This window comes from Rahnella sp. ChDrAdgB13, assembly GCF_017655185.1.
GTDB classification, from domain to species: Bacteria; Pseudomonadota; Gammaproteobacteria; order Enterobacterales; family Enterobacteriaceae; genus Rahnella; species Rahnella contaminans.
In genome coordinates, this window is the sequence record NZ_JAEMGT010000070.1 from 33,620 (window position 1) to 49,258 (window position 15,639).

A 15,639-nucleotide genomic window follows, 5' to 3' on the forward strand; every position below is an offset into this window, starting at 1 on the left:
GAAAAATCTGGCGCGCAGTGTATCACCACACGGCCTGAAAGGCTCACCTGCTGCAGGTGCTATTTACGTTTCGCAAAGTAGCGACGGCTGCTGGCTGGCACGAAAAGCAGGAGCAGAACCACAATATCGGGGATTTTTTGCACCAGCAGCGCGGTGAGAAACTCGCCCTGGGTGTCGACATCAAAACGAAAAATACGCGGTCCGAACCATTCGAAAGACGCCAGCAGCATGTAACCGACGACAATCACCTGGCAGCCAATAAACGCCCGGCGCCCCCAAATCCGCGCACGCATCATCGCGTACGCTGCACGGCATTCAATCAGCACAATCAGCAGGCTCGCCAGCAGGATAAAACAGTTCAGCCACGACTCTGCGCTGACTTCGATAAAGCTCATCAGCCCTGAAAAACCCATGGCGTCAAACAGCAAAATAAACTCAAGGCAGCGCGTGGCAACAATCGCCGAGGCTGCAATCATGACGGGAACAGGGATAAATGCCAGTTTCATAAATCCGTTTGGGATCTCCATTTACGTTCAGGGCGGAAATATCCGCCCTGAAATTATCTTATATTCAGCTACGCTGTGCGCGCTGGATATCCTTGATCCGCTGTTTCTCAGCTCTGGACATAAACCACCAGGCAATCATGCCAATGATGCCCACCACCAGCAGGATGAGCGTTGCCAGTGCGTTGATTTCCGGGTTAACGCCCATTCTCACACTGGCGAAGACCAGCATTGGCAAAGTCGTTGCGCCCGGCCCGGCGACAAAGCTGGCGATAACCAGATCGTCGAGCGACAGCGTAAACGCCAGCAGCCAGCCGGAAATTAGCGCTGGCAGGATCATCGGCAGTGTAATAATGAAGAAGACTTTCACGGGCGCCGCGCCTAAATCCATCGCGGCTTCTTCGATGGAACGATCCAGTTCCCGCAATCTCGCCGACACCACCACCGCCACATACGCACTACAAAACGTCACATGCGCCAGCCAGATCGTAAACATGCCACGCTCAGCCGGCCAGCCAAAAGCGTGCCCCATCGCCACAAACAGCAACAGCAGCGCCAGACCCGTGATCACATCGGGCATAACCAGTGGTGCCGTCAGCATAAACGCAAAACCCGTCGAGCCACGAAAACGCTGGAATCGCACCATCACGACCGCAGCCAGCGTACCGACAATCACAGCCATTGTGGCCGCCGCCGTGGCAATCGTCAGGCTCATTCCCACCGCGCTAATCATCGCAGAATCGTGGAAAAGCTGAGTATACCAGCGGGTAGACCAGCCCGCCCAGACCGTAACAAGCTTAGAGCTGTTAAACGAATAAATAACCAGCATCAGCATCGGCGCATACAAAAACGTAAAGCCGAGCACGAGAATAAGAATTCGCCACGGCGAACGGACAACCGGTAACTGATTCATTCTTTTTCTCCCAGCTCTTTATTTTGGTATTTCTGGAACCACAGGATCGGCATGATCAGCAGTAACAGCATCACCACCGCCACCGCAGAGGCCACCGGCCAGTCGCGGTTATTGAAGAATTCCTGCCACAACACGCGCCCGATCATGTTGCTGTCCGGGCCACCGAGCAGTTCAGGGATCACGTACTCGCCGACCGCCGGAATAAAGACCAGCATGGAGCCGGCAATAATCCCACCTTTGGTCAGCGGCATAATCACTTTGAAGAAAGTTTTCATCGGCCGGGCACCCAGATCGGACGCCGCTTCCACCAGCGAATAATCCATGCGGGTCAGCGCGGTGTAAATCGGCAGGATCATAAACGGCAGATACGAATAAACAATCCCGATATACACCGCCAGATTGGTGTGCAAAATCACCAGCGGCTGGTCGATGACGTGCAGCCACAGCAGCACGTTGTTCAGTACACCGTTGTCTTTGAGAATGCCAATCCAGGCGTAAACGCGGATCAGGAATGACGTCCACGACGGCAGGATCACCAGTAACAGCAAAATGTTACGCATGGATTTGCTGCTGTGCGCCACGGCCCACGCCAGCGGATAACCGATGAGCAGGCACAGAATCGTGGAAATGGCGGCCACTTCCAGCGATTGCAGATAGGCATCAATATAAAGCGGATCTTGCGTGAGCCCGATGTAGTTACCGATATTGAGCGCAATATCCAGCATGCCGTCTGACCAGGTGACCAGATCGGTATACGGCGGAATGGCGCGCGCCATCTCGGCGAAACTGATTTTAAAAACAATCAGGAACGGCAGTAAAAAGAGCAGCAGGAACCACACCAGCGGCAATAAAATCACCAGCTTGCGGCCATGACGTTGTTGCAGACGTCCGGTCAGGGCTTTGAATCCGCCCGGAGGTTTCGCGGTGGTCACTTCAGAAATCAAAGACATCATCGTCCCCTTAAACTGTCAGCACGACGCAGCTGTCGGCTTGCCAGCACAGACGCACTTCGTCGCCCCAGGTCGGCATGCCCTTGCGGAAACGGTGTCCGTTTTGCAATTGCGCCGTAATCATCTGACCGCTGTGCAGTTTAACGTGGTAAATCGACAGGTCGCCCAGATACGCGATGTTCACGACTTCGCCCACCGCAAAGTTGCAGCCGTCTTCCGGCACGTCTTCGCAGAGCATGATTTTTTCCGGACGCAGCGCGACAAACACCGGTACGCCGTCCACCACCGAGACATCCGGATCCACTTTCAGCGGATGCAAAAGCCCCGGCGACGTGAGCACTAAAGCCTCATCCAGACGTTCTTTCAGCACGCCTTCAAACACGTTCACCGAGCCGATAAATTCGGCACTGAAACGGCTGGTCGGATGCTCGTAGATTTCTTCCGGTTCACCGATTTGCACAAACTTGCCGCGGTTCATGATGGCGATACGCCCCGCCATAGTCATGGCTTCTTCCTGATCGTGCGTCACCATCACGCAGGTCGCACCAACGCGCTCGAGAATATCGACCACCTCGAGTTGCATACGGTCACGCAGTTTTTTATCCAGCGCGCCCATCGGTTCGTCGAGCAGCAATAATTTTGGCCGTTTCGCCAGACTGCGGGCTAAGGCAACGCGCTGACGCTGACCGCCGGAAAGCTGATGTGGCTTACGTTTGGCGAATTCCTGCATGTGAACCAGCGTCAGCATTTCTGCCACGCGGCTTTTGATCTCTGCCGACGGTAATTTGTCCTGCTTAAGTCCGAACGCGATGTTTTGTTCAACCGTCATGTGCGGGAACAGCGCGTAGGACTGGAACATCATGTTGATCGGCCGCTGATACGGCGGCACCTGCGAGAGGTCCACGCCATCAAGCACAATCTGTCCCTGCGTGGGCTGTTCAAAACCGGCCAGCATGCGCAACAGTGTCGATTTACCACAACCGGACGCGCCGAGCAGTGCGAAAATCTCCCCTTTATAGATGGTCAGGCTGACATCATCCACGGCGGCCTGACCGTCAAAAGACTTGGTTAAATTGCGGATCTCCAGCAAAGGCGTGAAACCTTTCTGGGTCTTAGGCTGAGGGCGTGGAATGGCGTCGTTCACTCAGAGGAATCTCCGGTATCAAAATAAAGCTGTATCAAATAAGCATAACAGTCAGGGGGAAAAGTGCCTGATTTCTATGCCCAAAAGTGGCCTGGAACAAAATGCCAGCGGCCCCGCAGGGTTGTGCGGAGCCGCTGTAGTCTTCCTGACCTTTTCTAAAACGGGTACTATTTTCCGGTTTTTACTTTAGTCCACGAACGGGTGATAACGCGGTCAATTTTCGGATCCTGTACTTTCAGGCTGAAGAGTTTGGCCTGCACATCTGCCGGTGGATAAATGCCCGGGTTGTTGCGCACATCTTCATTCACCAGTGGCGTAGCCGCTTTGTTGCCGCTCGCGTAGTAAACGGTGTTACTGATTTGCGCGATCACTTTCGGTTCCATCAGGTAGTTGAGGAACTGATAGGCTTCGTCGAGGTTTTTAGCATCGGCCGGAATGGCGAAGACGTCGAAGAATGCCAGCGCGCCCTCTTTCGGAATGCTGTACGCCACGTTCACGCCGTTTTTCGCTTCTTTCGCGCGGTTAGACGCCTGCATCACATCGCCCGCCCAGCCGATCGCCACACAAATGTCGCCGTTAGCCAGATCGTTGATGTACTGGGAAGAGTGGAAATAACGAATGTTCGGACGCAGTTTCAGCAGCAGATCATTCGCCGCACCGGTGTAATCCGACGCTTTAGTACTGTTCGGATCCAGATGCAGGTAGTTCAGCACAGTGGCGTAAATTTCAGCCGGTGCGTCGAGGAACGAAACGCCGCAGCTTTTCAGTTTCTCTAAGTTTTCAGGTTTGAGCACCAGATCCCAGCTGTTTACCGGCGCATCTTTACCCAGCACGGCTTTCACTTTATCGACGTTATAGCCGATACCGGTAGTCGCCCACAGATAAGGAATTGCGTATTTGTTGCCCGGATCATGCTGCGCGACCATTTTGAGCAAATCAGGGTCGAGGTTTTTATAGTTTGGCAGTTTGCTCTTATCCAGCGGCTGGAAAACGCCCGCCGCCAGCTGGCGTTCAAGGAAACTGGCCGACGGCACGACCAGATCGAAACCGGTGCTCCCTGCCATCAGTTTGCCTTCCAGCACTTCGTTGGAATCAAACACGTCGTAAACCACTTTGATGCCGGTTTCTTTCTGGAAATCAGGCACGGTGTTTGGCGCGATATAATCGGACCAGTTGTAGATATGCAGCGTTTTCTCTTCCGCAGACGCTGTGACGGACGCGGCCATAACCAGACCGGCGACAACACCCGATAACCACTTTTTACGCAGGGTGAACATCCGTTACTACCTCCAAGACAGGGGAATATAAATTGAATTTGTATCACTCAGACTGATACAAAACCTTTCACACAATGCCAACGCTCACCCATTAAACTTGCATAGGCATTCAACGCTGACGCATACGCTGCCTGCGAATTAACCGTTTGGTTTTACGACGTAATCACGCGTGGTGCAGAGTCAGAAGCATAGCGCCTGCAACCCCCGTGTACCAGCCTCCTGAGACAAAACCGGCGTTTATCGATTATTTATGCAGATTTGGTCTATACCGTCTGGCATTTTGGCTTTTAACAAAGTGAAATATCTGGCAACACCGGCACAAACGCAGCATAACTTATGGCGAAAGCGAATAAAGGCAGCGGAGCCGCAATAAACACGGCTCGCAGGAAAGGATCTTCAGAGGGAGAAAAATAACTAACGGGGTTTAATGCAACAAAGGCAGATTCACGGAAACGGCCGGTGTGCCTTCTTCATCGTCGCCAAGGAACAGTAAATCGTTGGCGTGGGCTTCAAGAATAATCATCGACATCTGCTCTTCCGCCTGTTGCAGGAAGAAAGCGAATTGCTCTTCGGTCACGCCCACGGCGATCGTCAGCGACTGGCAAACAATCAGTTTCGGCAAATTGTCATCCTGAATATCGACAAAGGCCTTGATGGTCAGCGAGCTGGCGTTAATCGAGCTTAAATCAGCAACCAGCGGGATCAGCGCCGTGGGTTTCACTTCGGCCAGCGCGGAGAACAAAATTACGTTGTCCACGATATCGAGTTTGGCATCAAAAATGCCATCAAAATTCTGCATATGCGGCAAATGGAGAGCCTGACAGGAATCACACTCGAAAAAAGAAATGCCCAGCTGATCCAGCCAGCGCCGCAGCAGCGCCAAATCAGGGACGATGAGCGAATCCATAGAATGCCTCACAAGTTCAAAACAACGAGAATAACCACGCCTTCGCAACACCCGCAGCGTTACGAAGGGGGTCATAGCTTACGGAATATTACCGGTCAGCGCTACGACCAAAGGCCTTTTGATGCACATTAGCGCCGGTAATTAAGATTTAACCGCCAGATTTAAGCCTGAATCCCGGCTTCGCCCGCTGTTCAATGTAATCAATCATCATGCCCGCAATATCCAGGCCGGTTGTGGTTTCGATGCCTTCCAGCCCCGGCGATGCGTTAACTTCCATCACCAGCGGCCCCCGGTGCGCACGCAAAATATCGACACCGGCAACGTCGAGCCCCAGCGTCAGCGCCGCTTTCACCGCAATTTCTTTCTCTTCCGGCGAGATTTTGACGTTGGTCGCGGTTCCGCCGCGATGAAGATTGGAACGGAAATCGCCCGGTTTGGCCTGACGTTCAATCGCCGCCACCACGCGTTTACCCACCACCAGACAACGGATGTCGCGCCCTTCAGCTTCGCGGATATATTCCTGAACCAGAATGTGCGCATTCAGCCCGCGGAAGGCGTCAATCACGCTTTCCGCCGCCTGACGGGTTTCAGCCAGCACCACGCCGATGCCCTGCGTGCCTTCGACCAGCTTGACCACCAGCGGCGCACCGCCGACCAGCGCGATGAGATCTGACGTATCGTCCGGCGCATTAGCAAAACCGGTGATCGGCAAATCTATGCCTTCGCGCGCCAGAATCTGCATCGAACGCAACTTATCGCGCGCCCGGGTAATCGCCACAGATTCATTGAGAGGAAAACTCCCAAGCATTTCAAACTGGCGCAATACTGCGGTGCCGTAGAACGTAATGGCTGATCCAATACGCGGGATCACCGCCTGGTATTTATCCAGCTGACGCCCGCGATAATGCACACTCGGCGCGGCCGGATTGATGTTCATATAGCAGGAGAGCGGATCAATGATGTCGATCTCATGCCCCCGGGCCTCTGCGGCTTCCCGCAGCCGTTTACACGAATATAAAGACCCGTCACGGGAAAGAATTGCAATCTTCATCCGACACTCCATCGCCGATTAGCGTGTTGCCCAGCCTTGCTTATGTAATGCGTCCAGCATAAACGGACGCTGTTCCTTTTTCAGGGTACGGATAATCAGTGCGCTCCAGGTATCGCGGCGGGCATTACTGTCGCGTTGCAGATAATACGCGCTGAGCTCTTCGTCATATTGCGCCAGAAGTTCTTTATCCAGCGGCTGATAGCTGTTTTCGTGAACCAGCATGGACTGCGGCATCCGCGGCTTGACCTGATGATCCTGCGCAGGCGTGCCGATACAAAAACCGAACAACGGCATCACGAATTTCGGTAATTTCAGCAGCGCGACAACGTCTTCCACCTGATTACGGATCCCACCGATAAATACGCCGCCCAACCCGAGTGATTCGGCGGCGGTCATGGCATTTTGCGCCATCAGCGCGGTATCCACGCAACCGAGCAGCAATTGTTCCGCCAGCCCCAGTTCGGCCTCAGGGTTAATCTGCAAGTTGCGGTTGAAATCGGCACAGAAAACCCAAAATTCAGCGGCGCTGGCCACGTATTTCTGCCCGCCGGTGTACTGCACCAACTTTTCGCGCAGCGCCGGATCGGTAACGCGGATAATCGATGAACACTGCAAAAAGCTGGAAGTTGAGGCAGATTGCGCGGCAGCAATGATCGCCTCACGCTGTTCATCGGATACCGGCTGTCCGGTAAAAGAACGGATGGAACGGTGTGAGCGCAGAAGATCGATAGTCAGCGTCATTAAAAAAATTCCTGAACGGATGAAAAAGCGAAAACAGATGTTGCAATCATTCATGCTGCGCGCCCTGTTTGCAAGGCTTGTGACATCAAATGCTGTAACAATGTGCGCAGCCAAAAAATCCCTGATTCATCATTTGGATAGGCAGAAGGTATCAGACCGACAGGTAATTCCTGCTTTTTTTTGTGGCTTGCAACAGGCATAGTAGCGACATCAAAAAGGTGACGTGCATAACAAAAATAGTCACTCCCTTTTCATTTATCTCGCTGGTATTAACAAAGGAGTCTCCATGTTTGCAGTAATTTTCGGGCGTCCTGGCTGTCCTTATTGTGTACGTGCTAAAGAGTTGGCTGAAAAACTGACTGAAGAACGTGATGATTTCAATTTCCGCTACATCGATATCCATGCGGAAGGCATCACCAAAGCTGACCTGGAAAAAACAGTGGGTAAACCTGTTGAAACTGTTCCACAGATTTTCCTCGATCAGAAACACATCGGCGGCTGCACTGATTTTGAAGCCTATGCCAAAGAACATCTGGCTCTGTTCAGCAACTGAGTGGTTCTGAACTCGGCAAAAAGGCGCTCATTGAGCGCCTTTTTTTATGGCATCGGAAAATGTTTACCGGTGCTGTCTGAACTGTTTATACGCAGTAAAGAGCAGCTGAATCAGCATCGCGCCCAGCACACACCAGAAAATCGCGCTGGTTGCGTAAGCCACTTCCTGCACCAGCGGACGCACGCGCGGATAAAATACCATACGCAGCGCGGTACAAACCGGCACAGAAATCAGCGCACCTATCAAAGATGAAAATATCGGCGAGTCGCGATATATCAGCCCGGTCAGCAAACCCGGCAATAAAAATAATAACAGACCATATTCCGGACCAGGTGTTATATCTCTAACAACTATCCAGCTATTTTTTAACGAAATAAAAATAACTATAAAAATAATGCAACAAAATAGCGGGGCTATTAACTTTCGCCAAAATGCCATCTGACTTCCTCCTTAAAGTTGGCGAGATTCACAGGCCGTCTGCACTGCATGCAATGCGTTCATTTTTACCTGACAGAGCCTTGCCGGCTCACTTCCCTGACGCGTTCCGCAATCCCGCGAAACACAAAAAAAGCGTTCAGTTGATTTATACGGGCTTTTCTCTGGCTGAAGAGACGTTCTATGACTAAAATGACGCCCGAAACCTGCTTTTCTAATTCACGATTTGAGAAACCAAAGGTGTTTAAAAAAGTAGGAATTTTCTGGATCTGAATTTATCCTTTACATTCTCCTATATCAAGAATTTGTTGGTAAACAATAAGTTATCCTTGTGAATATAAACGTCGCTAGTTTGTTAAACGGGAATTACATCCTGTTATTATTTGTGGTTTTGGCACTGGGCTTGTGCCTGGGAAAAATTCGCCTGGGCTCCGTTCAGCTCGGAAATTCTATTGGCGTATTAGTGGTTTCCCTGCTTTTAGGCCAGCAACATTTCAGCATTAATACGGAAGCGCTCAACCTCGGTTTTATGCTGTTTATTTTTTGCGTGGGCGTCGAAGCCGGACCCAACTTTTTTTCAATTTTCTTCCGGGATGGCAAAAATTATCTGATGCTGGCGCTGGTCATGGTCGGCAGCGCGATGCTTCTTGCGCTCGGTCTTGGCAAGGCATTCGGGTGGGACATCGGTCTCACCGCCGGTATGCTCGCCGGTTCCATGACCTCCACGCCGGTTCTGGTGGGCGCGGGAGACACACTGCGCAATACCCTCGCGGGCAGTAATACGCTCAGCCCCGCGCTGGATAATCTGAGCCTCGGCTACGCGCTGACGTATCTTATCGGGCTGGTCAGCCTGATTTTCGGCGCACGCTATTTACCAAAACTGCAACATCAGGATCTGCCAACCAGTGCGCAGCAAATCGCCCGCGAACGCGGTCTGGACACAGACAGTAAGCGAAAAGTTTATCTTCCGGTGATCCGCGCCTACCGTGTCGGGCAGGAACTGGTCGCCTGGGCTGATGGCAAAAACCTGCGTGAACTGGGGATTTATCGCCAGACGGGTTGTTATATCGAACGTATCCGCCGTAATGGAATTCTCGCGACGCCGGACGGTGACGCCGTGTTGCAGGTCGGCGATGAAATTTCGCTGGTCGGCTATCCGGACGCGCACTCACGCCTTGATCCGAGTTTCCGTAACGGGAAAGAAGTTTTCGACCGTGACCTGCTCGATATGCGCATCGTGACGGAAGAAGTGGTGGTGAAAAACAATCACGCCGTCGGCAAACGTCTGAGCCAGCTCAATCTGACCGATCAGGGTTGTTTCCTTAACCGCGTGATCCGCAGCCAGATTGAAATGCCGATCGACGACAGCATCGTGCTCAACAAAGGCGATGTGTTGCAGGTCAGCGGCGACGCGCGTCGTGTGAAAAGCGTGGCAGAGCGCATCGGCTTTATCTCCGTTCACAGCCAGCTCACCGATTTACTCGCCTTCTGCGCCTTCTTCATTGTCGGCCTGATGATCGGGCTGATCACCTTCCAGTTCAAAAGCTTCAGCTTCGGGATTGGTAACGCCGCGGGCCTGCTGTTCGCCGGTATCATGCTCGGCTTTCTGCGCGCAAACCACCCTACTTTCGGCTACATTCCGCAGGGTGCGCTGAATATGGTCAAAGAGTTCGGTCTGATGGTATTTATGGCTGGTGTCGGCCTCAGCGCTGGTGCGGGGATCAACAACGGGCTTGGCGCCGTCGGCGGACAAATGTTGCTGTCCGGCCTGATTGTCAGCCTTGTGCCGGTGGTGATTTGCTTCATCTTCGGCGCCTACGTACTGAGGATGAACCGGGCATTACTGTTCGGCGCCATCATGGGCGCACGAACCTGCGCACCGGCGATGGAAATCATCAGCGACACCGCCCGCAGCAACATTCCGGCACTGGGTTATGCAGGAACCTATGCCATTGCTAACGTATTACTGACACTCGCGGGGACACTGATCGTCATCATCTGGCCGGGAGCGTGACGTAAGTTGTTGATCCCGAATGTGGCAAAAAAAAATCAATAATTTTTTTATATTTTTGCCACATTGCGCGAACTTTTAAAGGGGAGCGAAGTCTTAATTAGTGCCACTGCTTTTCTTTGAAGTCCCCAAATTTGGAGAGCCCGTCAATCCCGCCTTTTTAGGTTCAAGATTGCCGGGTTTTTTCTTTTCTGCTTGTAAAACCTCCGTTCCCCCCTTGTAAACCCATTGACACCTTCCCCGCCAAAATGGTTGTATAACACAACCAAATCACCAAAAGCCTTTTATCATGACCGATAACACACTTCTTATAGAAAACATCCGTACCGCTTCACGGCTGATGGTTCGTGAACTGGGGTTTATGAACCCGACGCTTGCCGCTACGGAATATTCCGCGTCGGCGGTGCATACGTTGCTTGAAACTGAAAGGCTGGGCGCGGTGACGGCGGCGCAGCTGGTGAATGAACTGGGGCTGGAGAAGTCGAGCGTAAGCCGGATGCTCGGCAAACTTATCAAGGCCGGTGAACTCACCGAGGTAGTTTCTGTGGATGACGCGCGGGTGAAGCACCTTCAGCTTACCGAACAGGGCAAAGCCAGCGTCGTGAAGATTAATGCGTATGGCAAAATGCGCGTCGCAGATGCGCTGGCTCATCTTGATACTGCAAAGCAGAAAGCCGTCGCTGAAGGGATTTCTGCCTACGCCCGCGCACTGAAATCATGCCGTGACGGTTCACAGGCAAATCCGCAAAATCCTGTGATCATCAGCTCCGGTTATCAGCCGGGTATGATCGGGCGTATTTCAGAGATGCACGCCCGTTTCTATTCGCGTCATGCCAACTTTGGCAGTTTTTTTGAAAGCAAAGTGGCGGCGGGGTTAGCGGAATTCACCGGTCGCCTCGGTCATGAAAACAACCGAATCTGGCTCGCGGTTCAGAACGGAAAAATAGTCGGTTCTGTCGCCATCGACGGGCAGGATTTAGGCAATAACGAAGCACATTTGCGCTGGTTTATTCTTGATGATGGCTGCCGGGGAGGCGGTATTGGCAGAAAACTGCTCAGCGAAGCGGTAAATTTCTGCGATCAGCAAAAATTCTCAGCCACTCAGCTCTGGACTTTCAGCGGGCTGGATGCCGCGCGCCGTTTGTATGAATCGTTTGGTTTTACCCTGACGAAAGAATGGGATGGCGACCAGTGGGGAAGCCGCGTCATGGAGCAACAATTCACCCGCACCACGGGCTGACAAAGTGTCACGCCGCCGCAGTGATTTCCGGTGGCGTGACATTGGCGTTACCCGTTTCGCTAATTCTCAATCACCCGCAACAACGTTCCGTCGATATCAATAAGCGCACCCATTTTTAATCCCCACGGCTGCATTTCAGGCAGATGAACGCATGGCCGCGTGTTCCTGTCCTGCCCTATTCCGGCAGCAATAAATTCATCAAAAATGGCATCGGCATCATCCACGCGCAGGCAGCAGCTGAACCAGCTGGTGAGCGGGTCGAGATCGACGTGCAGGAAGAATTCCAGCGTAATACCGCCGCGGCTCATGATGAGCCAGCTGTCGTCGATATAGCCGGTAGTAAAGCCTATGCTGCTGTAAAAGCCTTGAGTCTCTGTGAAATCCCGGGAAGGAAGATTGGGTGTGGCGTGATCAGTCATTGGCGGCTCTCAGTCGTCGGATACGAACTTCACGTGCCGGAATAATGCCTGAACGAAAACACAGGGGAAAGTGCGGGGAATAAGATTTTGTGAGGAAAGTCATCTCCCGCCTTGCAGCGGGAGATTCAGACACGAGAGACGCAAATGCCCTTAACTTTCAGGGCAGCGTCGGCTTATCAGAACTGATAAACCAGGCCTACGGCCACAACGTCGTCGGTATTGATGCCAGCATCGCGGGTCAGGCGGGTGTCATCCATCAGATTAATTTTGTAATCCACGTAGGTCAGCATGTTTTTGTTGAAGAAGTAAGGCGCGCCAACATCGACATATTTGGTCAGGTTCTGGTTGCTGTAACCCGGGATATTACGTGCGTGAGACTGCACGTAGGCAACAGACGGACGCAGACCGAAATCGAACTGGTACTGTGCCACGGCTTCGAAGTTTTGCGCTTTGTCGGCATAACCGTAAGCGGTGCTGCCTGCTTTACCGAAGCGGTTTGCGTTGTAGCTTTGGGTGTACATCGCCGCCAGGTAGATATTGTTGGCATCGTATTTCAGGCCGCCGCTGTACGCGGTCGCCTTGTCGCCGTTACCAATGATTGCCGGGTTGTTGCGGCCGTTCTGCTCGTTGGTACGGTCAGAAGCCATCATTGCGGCTGCTGCGCTGAAACCTTCGCCCAGGTCATAAGACAGGGACATGCCGTAACCGTCGCCGTTCTGAGCTAATACGTCACGACCGTTGTTAGATTCGGTAGCGCTGCCGTTTTTGCCCTGATACTGAACCGCGACATCCAGACCTTCGACTGCGCCGAAGAAGTCTTTGTTACGGTAAGTCAGCACGCCGTTTGCACGCTGGAACATGAAGTTGTCTGCGCCGTAAGTATCGCCGCCGAATTCTGGCAGAACGTCGGTCCAGGCTGCCACGTCATACATCACGCCGTAGTTGCGGCCGTAGTCCAGTGAACCCCACTGGCCAAATTTCAGACCTGCAAAACCTACACGGGTGAAGTTGTTATTATCAGCGCTTTCAGCAGAGTTCAGGGCTGCCTGATATTCCCACTCGCCGTAACCGGTCAGTTCGTTATTAATCTGTGTTTCGCCACGGAAACCCAGACGCATATAAGACTGGTCGCCATCGGTGCTGTTATCTTTGGAGAAATAATGCAGACCGTCCACTTTACCGAACAGGTCGAGTTTGTTGCCGTCTTTATTATAGATTTCAGCAGCGCCGGCAGTGCCAGCCATCATCAGAGCGGGAATGACCAGAGAAAGTACGCGTAATTTCATCATCAATATCCTTGATTATTTATAAGCCGTCTAAAATGCCATCCGGCAAGTGTTATTATCCGGTTACCGTGAAGTTATATTTTCCCTTCTTATGGCCCGGAATTGACGTGCGTGAAATTAAACGATGAGAACTTTGGTTGCAACCTGTAAATATTTGAAATAAGTTTCGTTTGGAAATCGTTTATATAAATGCCACGCATCAATCAGATATATATTCATTTAAAAACAATCCATTACGTGAAGATAATAGCGAAGTGAAATTATAGTAAATTACAGAAACTATTCAGAATCGTAGTAAAAATATTCTCATCCGGCGACGTGAGTGCGAAAATTTCGCCGGCAGATTAAAAATATTCTGTGTAAGGTTTTGTATATTCCAGCGAAACGGTTCACTTTCAGGTTAATAAAAAACCACCAGGGCGGTGGCTTTTTGAACATCCATTCCGTGCGGGAATTTACATAATTCGTTCGAGGCGCTGATCCTTACCGCCTAAACGTCCGTCAGTCTGATTCCACTCTTTTTCATACGCCTGATAGGCAAATACAAATGCCTGATGCCCGTCTTCAAATATCTGATCAGGACGTTTGTGCCAGCCGGAATACGCGTCATAACGCAATATTTCAAAACCGTCTTCCGCCGGATGAATAAGGTAGGTGTAATGCTCACAAAACTCCGGCGCATAGGGAATATCTTCCCCGGCTTCGAGCGTGATAAACAGACCGCCAAGACGTAATTTAATCATTGATATCCTTTTTCATGATCCACAATGGAGTGGTTTGCGTTGCCGTCACATAGGCCGTCTCAGCGACCTGAAGCATGCGCTGACGCTGATAAAATCCGATAGCCGGGAGATTACTTTGCAAAACCGTCAGCCACAAGCACGATTGTCCGTTTTCACGGGCGGCGGTTTCTACGGCGTCAAATAACATCGCGCCCAGCCCGCGTGCCCGGCTTTGGGGTTTGAAATACAGCTTACACAACTTCGCCCCGTGCCCTTCCGCGCCCTCAAGAGGCTGATTGAAATGCACTTTTGCAAAACCGACCGCGTCGCCCTGTTCCTGTAACACCAGCCAGCGGTGATCCGGGCTCTCAAGCGTGTTTTCCATTTCTTCGTTACTGAAGTCATCGGCCAGAAACTGTTCCAGCTCGTCACTATTTTGCCACAGGTCGCCAAAATAGTGGCGATAGGTCTCACGGCCCAGCGTTTGCAGTTCGCGCTGGTCGGCCAGCGTGGCCTGACGAATGTCCATTTTGCTGCTCTCCTGTCTGATTTTTACTACAATGTTCAGGCCAAAGTGGATTGGCAATTAAGATTATTTTTATAGGAGTCATTCAAATGACGCAAAATATTTACGATGATCCGGCCTTTTTTGAAGGCTACGCGCAACTCGGGCGATCGCAGTTCGGGCTGGAAGGAGCGCCGGAATGGCCTTCACTCAAAGCCATGCTGCCTGATATGCAGGGCGCACGCATCATCGATCTGGGGTGTGGCTACGGCTGGTTCTGCCGTGCTGCACGTGATGCCGGTGCCGCAGAAGTTTCAGGGCTCGACGTTTCAGAGAAAATGCTGGAAAAAGCCCGGTCGATGACTTGCGACGATGCGATTCATTATGCCCGTCAGGATCTTGAAAGCCTGACACTGCCGGAAGCCGCTTTTGAACTGGCATACAGCTCGCTCACGCTTCATTACATCGACGCCCTGCCCGCGCTTGTGCAAACGGTGTTTCACGCGCTCAAACCGGGCGGCAGTTTTGTCTTCTCAGCTGAGCACCCGATCTATACCGCGCCTTCAAGCCCCGCGTGGATGATCAATGAAAGCGGGCAAAAAACCTGGCCGGTCGATGGTTATCAGCATGAAGGCAAGCGTGTCACAAACTGGTTTGCCGAAGGCGTGGTCAAGCAGCACCGCACGCTGGGGACCTACATCCGCCTGCTCACTGATGCGGGTTTCGTTATCCGCGGGCTTAATGAGTGGGGTCCGTCAGCGGAACAAATTGCCGCACAACCCGCGCTGGCCGAAGAGGCTGAACGTCCGATGCTGTTCCTGATGTCCGTCCAAAAACCTCGCTAATCGTCTTCTCAGACACTTTTTCTTTCATTTTTTCAGTCAGGCAATTGCGCCGGGAGGCTCGTCCTCCCGCCTTGTATGTAATAAGCATGTGGTGGTTAGCTACCATCGCATGAAGCGGAGAGAGCTTGGCCCTCGCC

General features: G+C 52.2%; 17 protein-coding genes. 4 read left to right on the forward strand and 13 right to left on the reverse strand.

Annotated features, from left to right (window positions below):
* Positions 1-59 precede the first annotated feature (59 nt).
* The 8 genes from J8X26_RS18050 to nfsA form a co-directional block, all read right to left on the reverse strand.
* The gene (locus tag J8X26_RS18050; protein ID WP_152326961.1) at positions 60-506 is read right to left on the reverse strand and encodes a YbjO family protein; all 447 of its coding nucleotides are present in this window, start codon (positions 504-506) and stop codon (positions 60-62) included.
* A 64-nt stretch (positions 507-570) separates the two neighbouring features.
* Entirely contained in the window at positions 571-1,416 is an 846-nt protein-coding gene (potI, locus tag J8X26_RS18055; protein WP_152326960.1) for a putrescine ABC transporter permease PotI, read from the reverse strand.
* Complete coding sequence (gene potH / locus J8X26_RS18060; RefSeq protein WP_152327191.1) at positions 1,413-2,366, reverse strand: putrescine ABC transporter permease PotH; 954 nt, start codon at positions 2,364-2,366, stop codon at positions 1,413-1,415. Before potH ends, potI begins: the two co-directional genes overlap by 4 nt.
* A 10-nt stretch (positions 2,367-2,376) precedes the next feature.
* On the reverse strand, positions 2,377-3,510 hold the full coding sequence (gene potG / locus J8X26_RS18065) for a putrescine ABC transporter ATP-binding subunit PotG (RefSeq protein WP_208951543.1): 1,134 nt from the start codon (positions 3,508-3,510) through the stop codon (positions 2,377-2,379).
* Between the two features lie 167 nt (positions 3,511-3,677).
* Complete coding sequence (gene potF / locus J8X26_RS18070) at positions 3,678-4,787, reverse strand: spermidine/putrescine ABC transporter substrate-binding protein PotF (RefSeq protein ID WP_152326958.1); 1,110 nt, start codon at positions 4,785-4,787, stop codon at positions 3,678-3,680.
* A gap of 424 nt (positions 4,788-5,211) precedes the next feature.
* Positions 5,212-5,694, reverse strand: a complete 483-nt coding sequence (locus tag J8X26_RS18075) for a YbjN domain-containing protein (protein WP_152326957.1) — start codon at positions 5,692-5,694, stop codon at positions 5,212-5,214.
* A gap of 148 nt (positions 5,695-5,842) precedes the next feature.
* Positions 5,843-6,745 carry a 30S ribosomal protein S6--L-glutamate ligase gene (gene rimK, locus J8X26_RS18080; protein ID WP_208951544.1) on the reverse strand — a complete coding sequence of 301 codons (903 nt, stop codon included), beginning with the start codon at positions 6,743-6,745 and terminating at the stop codon, positions 5,843-5,845.
* Positions 6,746-6,763: 18 nt separating this feature from the next.
* Entirely contained in the window at positions 6,764-7,486 is a 723-nt protein-coding gene (nfsA, locus tag J8X26_RS18085; protein ID WP_208951545.1) for an oxygen-insensitive NADPH nitroreductase, read from the reverse strand.
* 286 nt (positions 7,487-7,772) lie between these two features.
* On the opposite strand from nfsA, the gene J8X26_RS18090 reads away from it, so the two are divergent.
* Positions 7,773-8,039: a GrxA family glutaredoxin gene (locus tag J8X26_RS18090; protein ID WP_013575818.1), complete on the forward strand. Its 267-nt coding sequence runs from the start codon at positions 7,773-7,775 to the stop codon at positions 8,037-8,039.
* A gap of 63 nt (positions 8,040-8,102) precedes the next feature.
* On the opposite strand, the gene ybjM is transcribed toward J8X26_RS18090, so the two are convergent.
* Positions 8,103-8,477, reverse strand: coding sequence for an inner membrane protein YbjM (gene ybjM / locus J8X26_RS18095; protein WP_152326954.1), 375 nt, complete (start codon positions 8,475-8,477; stop codon positions 8,103-8,105).
* 328 nt (positions 8,478-8,805) lie between these two features.
* Here ybjM and J8X26_RS18100 point away from each other — a divergent pair, with 328 nt between their 5' ends.
* Positions 8,806-10,488: an aspartate:alanine antiporter gene (locus J8X26_RS18100; RefSeq protein WP_152326953.1), complete on the forward strand. Its 1,683-nt coding sequence runs from the start codon at positions 8,806-8,808 to the stop codon at positions 10,486-10,488.
* A 286-nt stretch (positions 10,489-10,774) separates the two neighbouring features.
* Positions 10,775-11,725, forward strand: coding sequence for a helix-turn-helix domain-containing GNAT family N-acetyltransferase (locus J8X26_RS18105; protein ID WP_208951546.1), 951 nt, complete (start codon positions 10,775-10,777; stop codon positions 11,723-11,725).
* Between the two features lie 59 nt (positions 11,726-11,784).
* Here the strand turns inward: J8X26_RS18105 and J8X26_RS18110 are convergent, their stop codons facing one another.
* The 4 genes from J8X26_RS18110 to J8X26_RS18125 all read right to left on the reverse strand — a co-directional run bounded on the left by J8X26_RS18110 (position 11,785) and on the right by J8X26_RS18125 (position 14,681).
* Positions 11,785-12,144 (reverse strand): bleomycin resistance protein, encoded by a 360-nt coding sequence (locus J8X26_RS18110; RefSeq protein ID WP_208951547.1) that lies wholly within the window; start codon positions 12,142-12,144, stop codon positions 11,785-11,787.
* Between the two features lie 176 nt (positions 12,145-12,320).
* Positions 12,321-13,430 (reverse strand): porin OmpC, encoded by a 1,110-nt coding sequence (gene ompC / locus J8X26_RS18115; RefSeq protein WP_208951550.1) that lies wholly within the window; start codon positions 13,428-13,430, stop codon positions 12,321-12,323.
* Between the two features lie 455 nt (positions 13,431-13,885).
* Positions 13,886-14,173, reverse strand: coding sequence for a hypothetical protein (locus J8X26_RS18120; protein ID WP_152326950.1), 288 nt, complete (start codon positions 14,171-14,173; stop codon positions 13,886-13,888).
* Complete coding sequence (locus tag J8X26_RS18125; RefSeq protein WP_208951548.1) at positions 14,166-14,681, reverse strand: GNAT family N-acetyltransferase; 516 nt, start codon at positions 14,679-14,681, stop codon at positions 14,166-14,168. The genes J8X26_RS18120 and J8X26_RS18125 overlap by 8 nt, the downstream gene beginning before the upstream one ends.
* Positions 14,682-14,767: 86 nt before the next feature.
* Between J8X26_RS18125 and J8X26_RS18130 the strand changes: the two genes are divergently transcribed.
* Complete coding sequence (locus J8X26_RS18130; RefSeq protein ID WP_165057901.1) at positions 14,768-15,502, forward strand: bifunctional 2-polyprenyl-6-hydroxyphenol methylase/3-demethylubiquinol 3-O-methyltransferase UbiG; 735 nt, start codon at positions 14,768-14,770, stop codon at positions 15,500-15,502.
* The last annotated feature ends 137 nt before the right edge of the window (positions 15,503-15,639 follow it).

Coding starts and splice junctions, on each gene's coding strand:
- J8X26_RS18050 (WP_152326961.1), bottom strand. CDS start 506: ATGAAACTGGCATTTATCCCTGTTCCCGTCATGATTGCAGCCTCGGCG.
- potI (WP_152326960.1), bottom strand. CDS start 1,416: ATGAATCAGTTACCGGTTGTCCGTTCGCCGTGGCGAATTCTTATTCTC.
- potH (WP_152327191.1), bottom strand. CDS start 2,366: ATGTCTTTGATTTCTGAAGTGACCACCGCGAAACCTCCGGGCGGATTC.
- potF (WP_152326958.1), bottom strand. CDS start 4,787: ATGTTCACCCTGCGTAAAAAGTGGTTATCGGGTGTTGTCGCCGGTCTG.
- J8X26_RS18075 (WP_152326957.1), bottom strand. CDS start 5,694: ATGGATTCGCTCATCGTCCCTGATTTGGCGCTGCTGCGGCGCTGGCTG.
- rimK (WP_208951544.1), bottom strand. CDS start 6,745: ATGAAGATTGCAATTCTTTCCCGTGACGGGTCTTTATATTCGTGTAAA.
- nfsA (WP_208951545.1), bottom strand. CDS start 7,486: ATGACGCTGACTATCGATCTTCTGCGCTCACACCGTTCCATCCGTTCT.
- J8X26_RS18090 (WP_013575818.1), top strand. CDS start 7,773: ATGTTTGCAGTAATTTTCGGGCGTCCTGGCTGTCCTTATTGTGTACGT.
- ybjM (WP_152326954.1), bottom strand. CDS start 8,477: ATGGCATTTTGGCGAAAGTTAATAGCCCCGCTATTTTGTTGCATTATT.
- J8X26_RS18105 (WP_208951546.1), top strand. CDS start 10,775: ATGACCGATAACACACTTCTTATAGAAAACATCCGTACCGCTTCACGG.
- J8X26_RS18110 (WP_208951547.1), bottom strand. CDS start 12,144: ATGACTGATCACGCCACACCCAATCTTCCTTCCCGGGATTTCACAGAG.
- ompC (WP_208951550.1), bottom strand. CDS start 13,430: ATGAAATTACGCGTACTTTCTCTGGTCATTCCCGCTCTGATGATGGCT.
- J8X26_RS18120 (WP_152326950.1), bottom strand. CDS start 14,173: ATGATTAAATTACGTCTTGGCGGTCTGTTTATCACGCTCGAAGCCGGG.
- J8X26_RS18125 (WP_208951548.1), bottom strand. CDS start 14,681: ATGGACATTCGTCAGGCCACGCTGGCCGACCAGCGCGAACTGCAAACG.
- J8X26_RS18130 (WP_165057901.1), top strand. CDS start 14,768: ATGACGCAAAATATTTACGATGATCCGGCCTTTTTTGAAGGCTACGCG.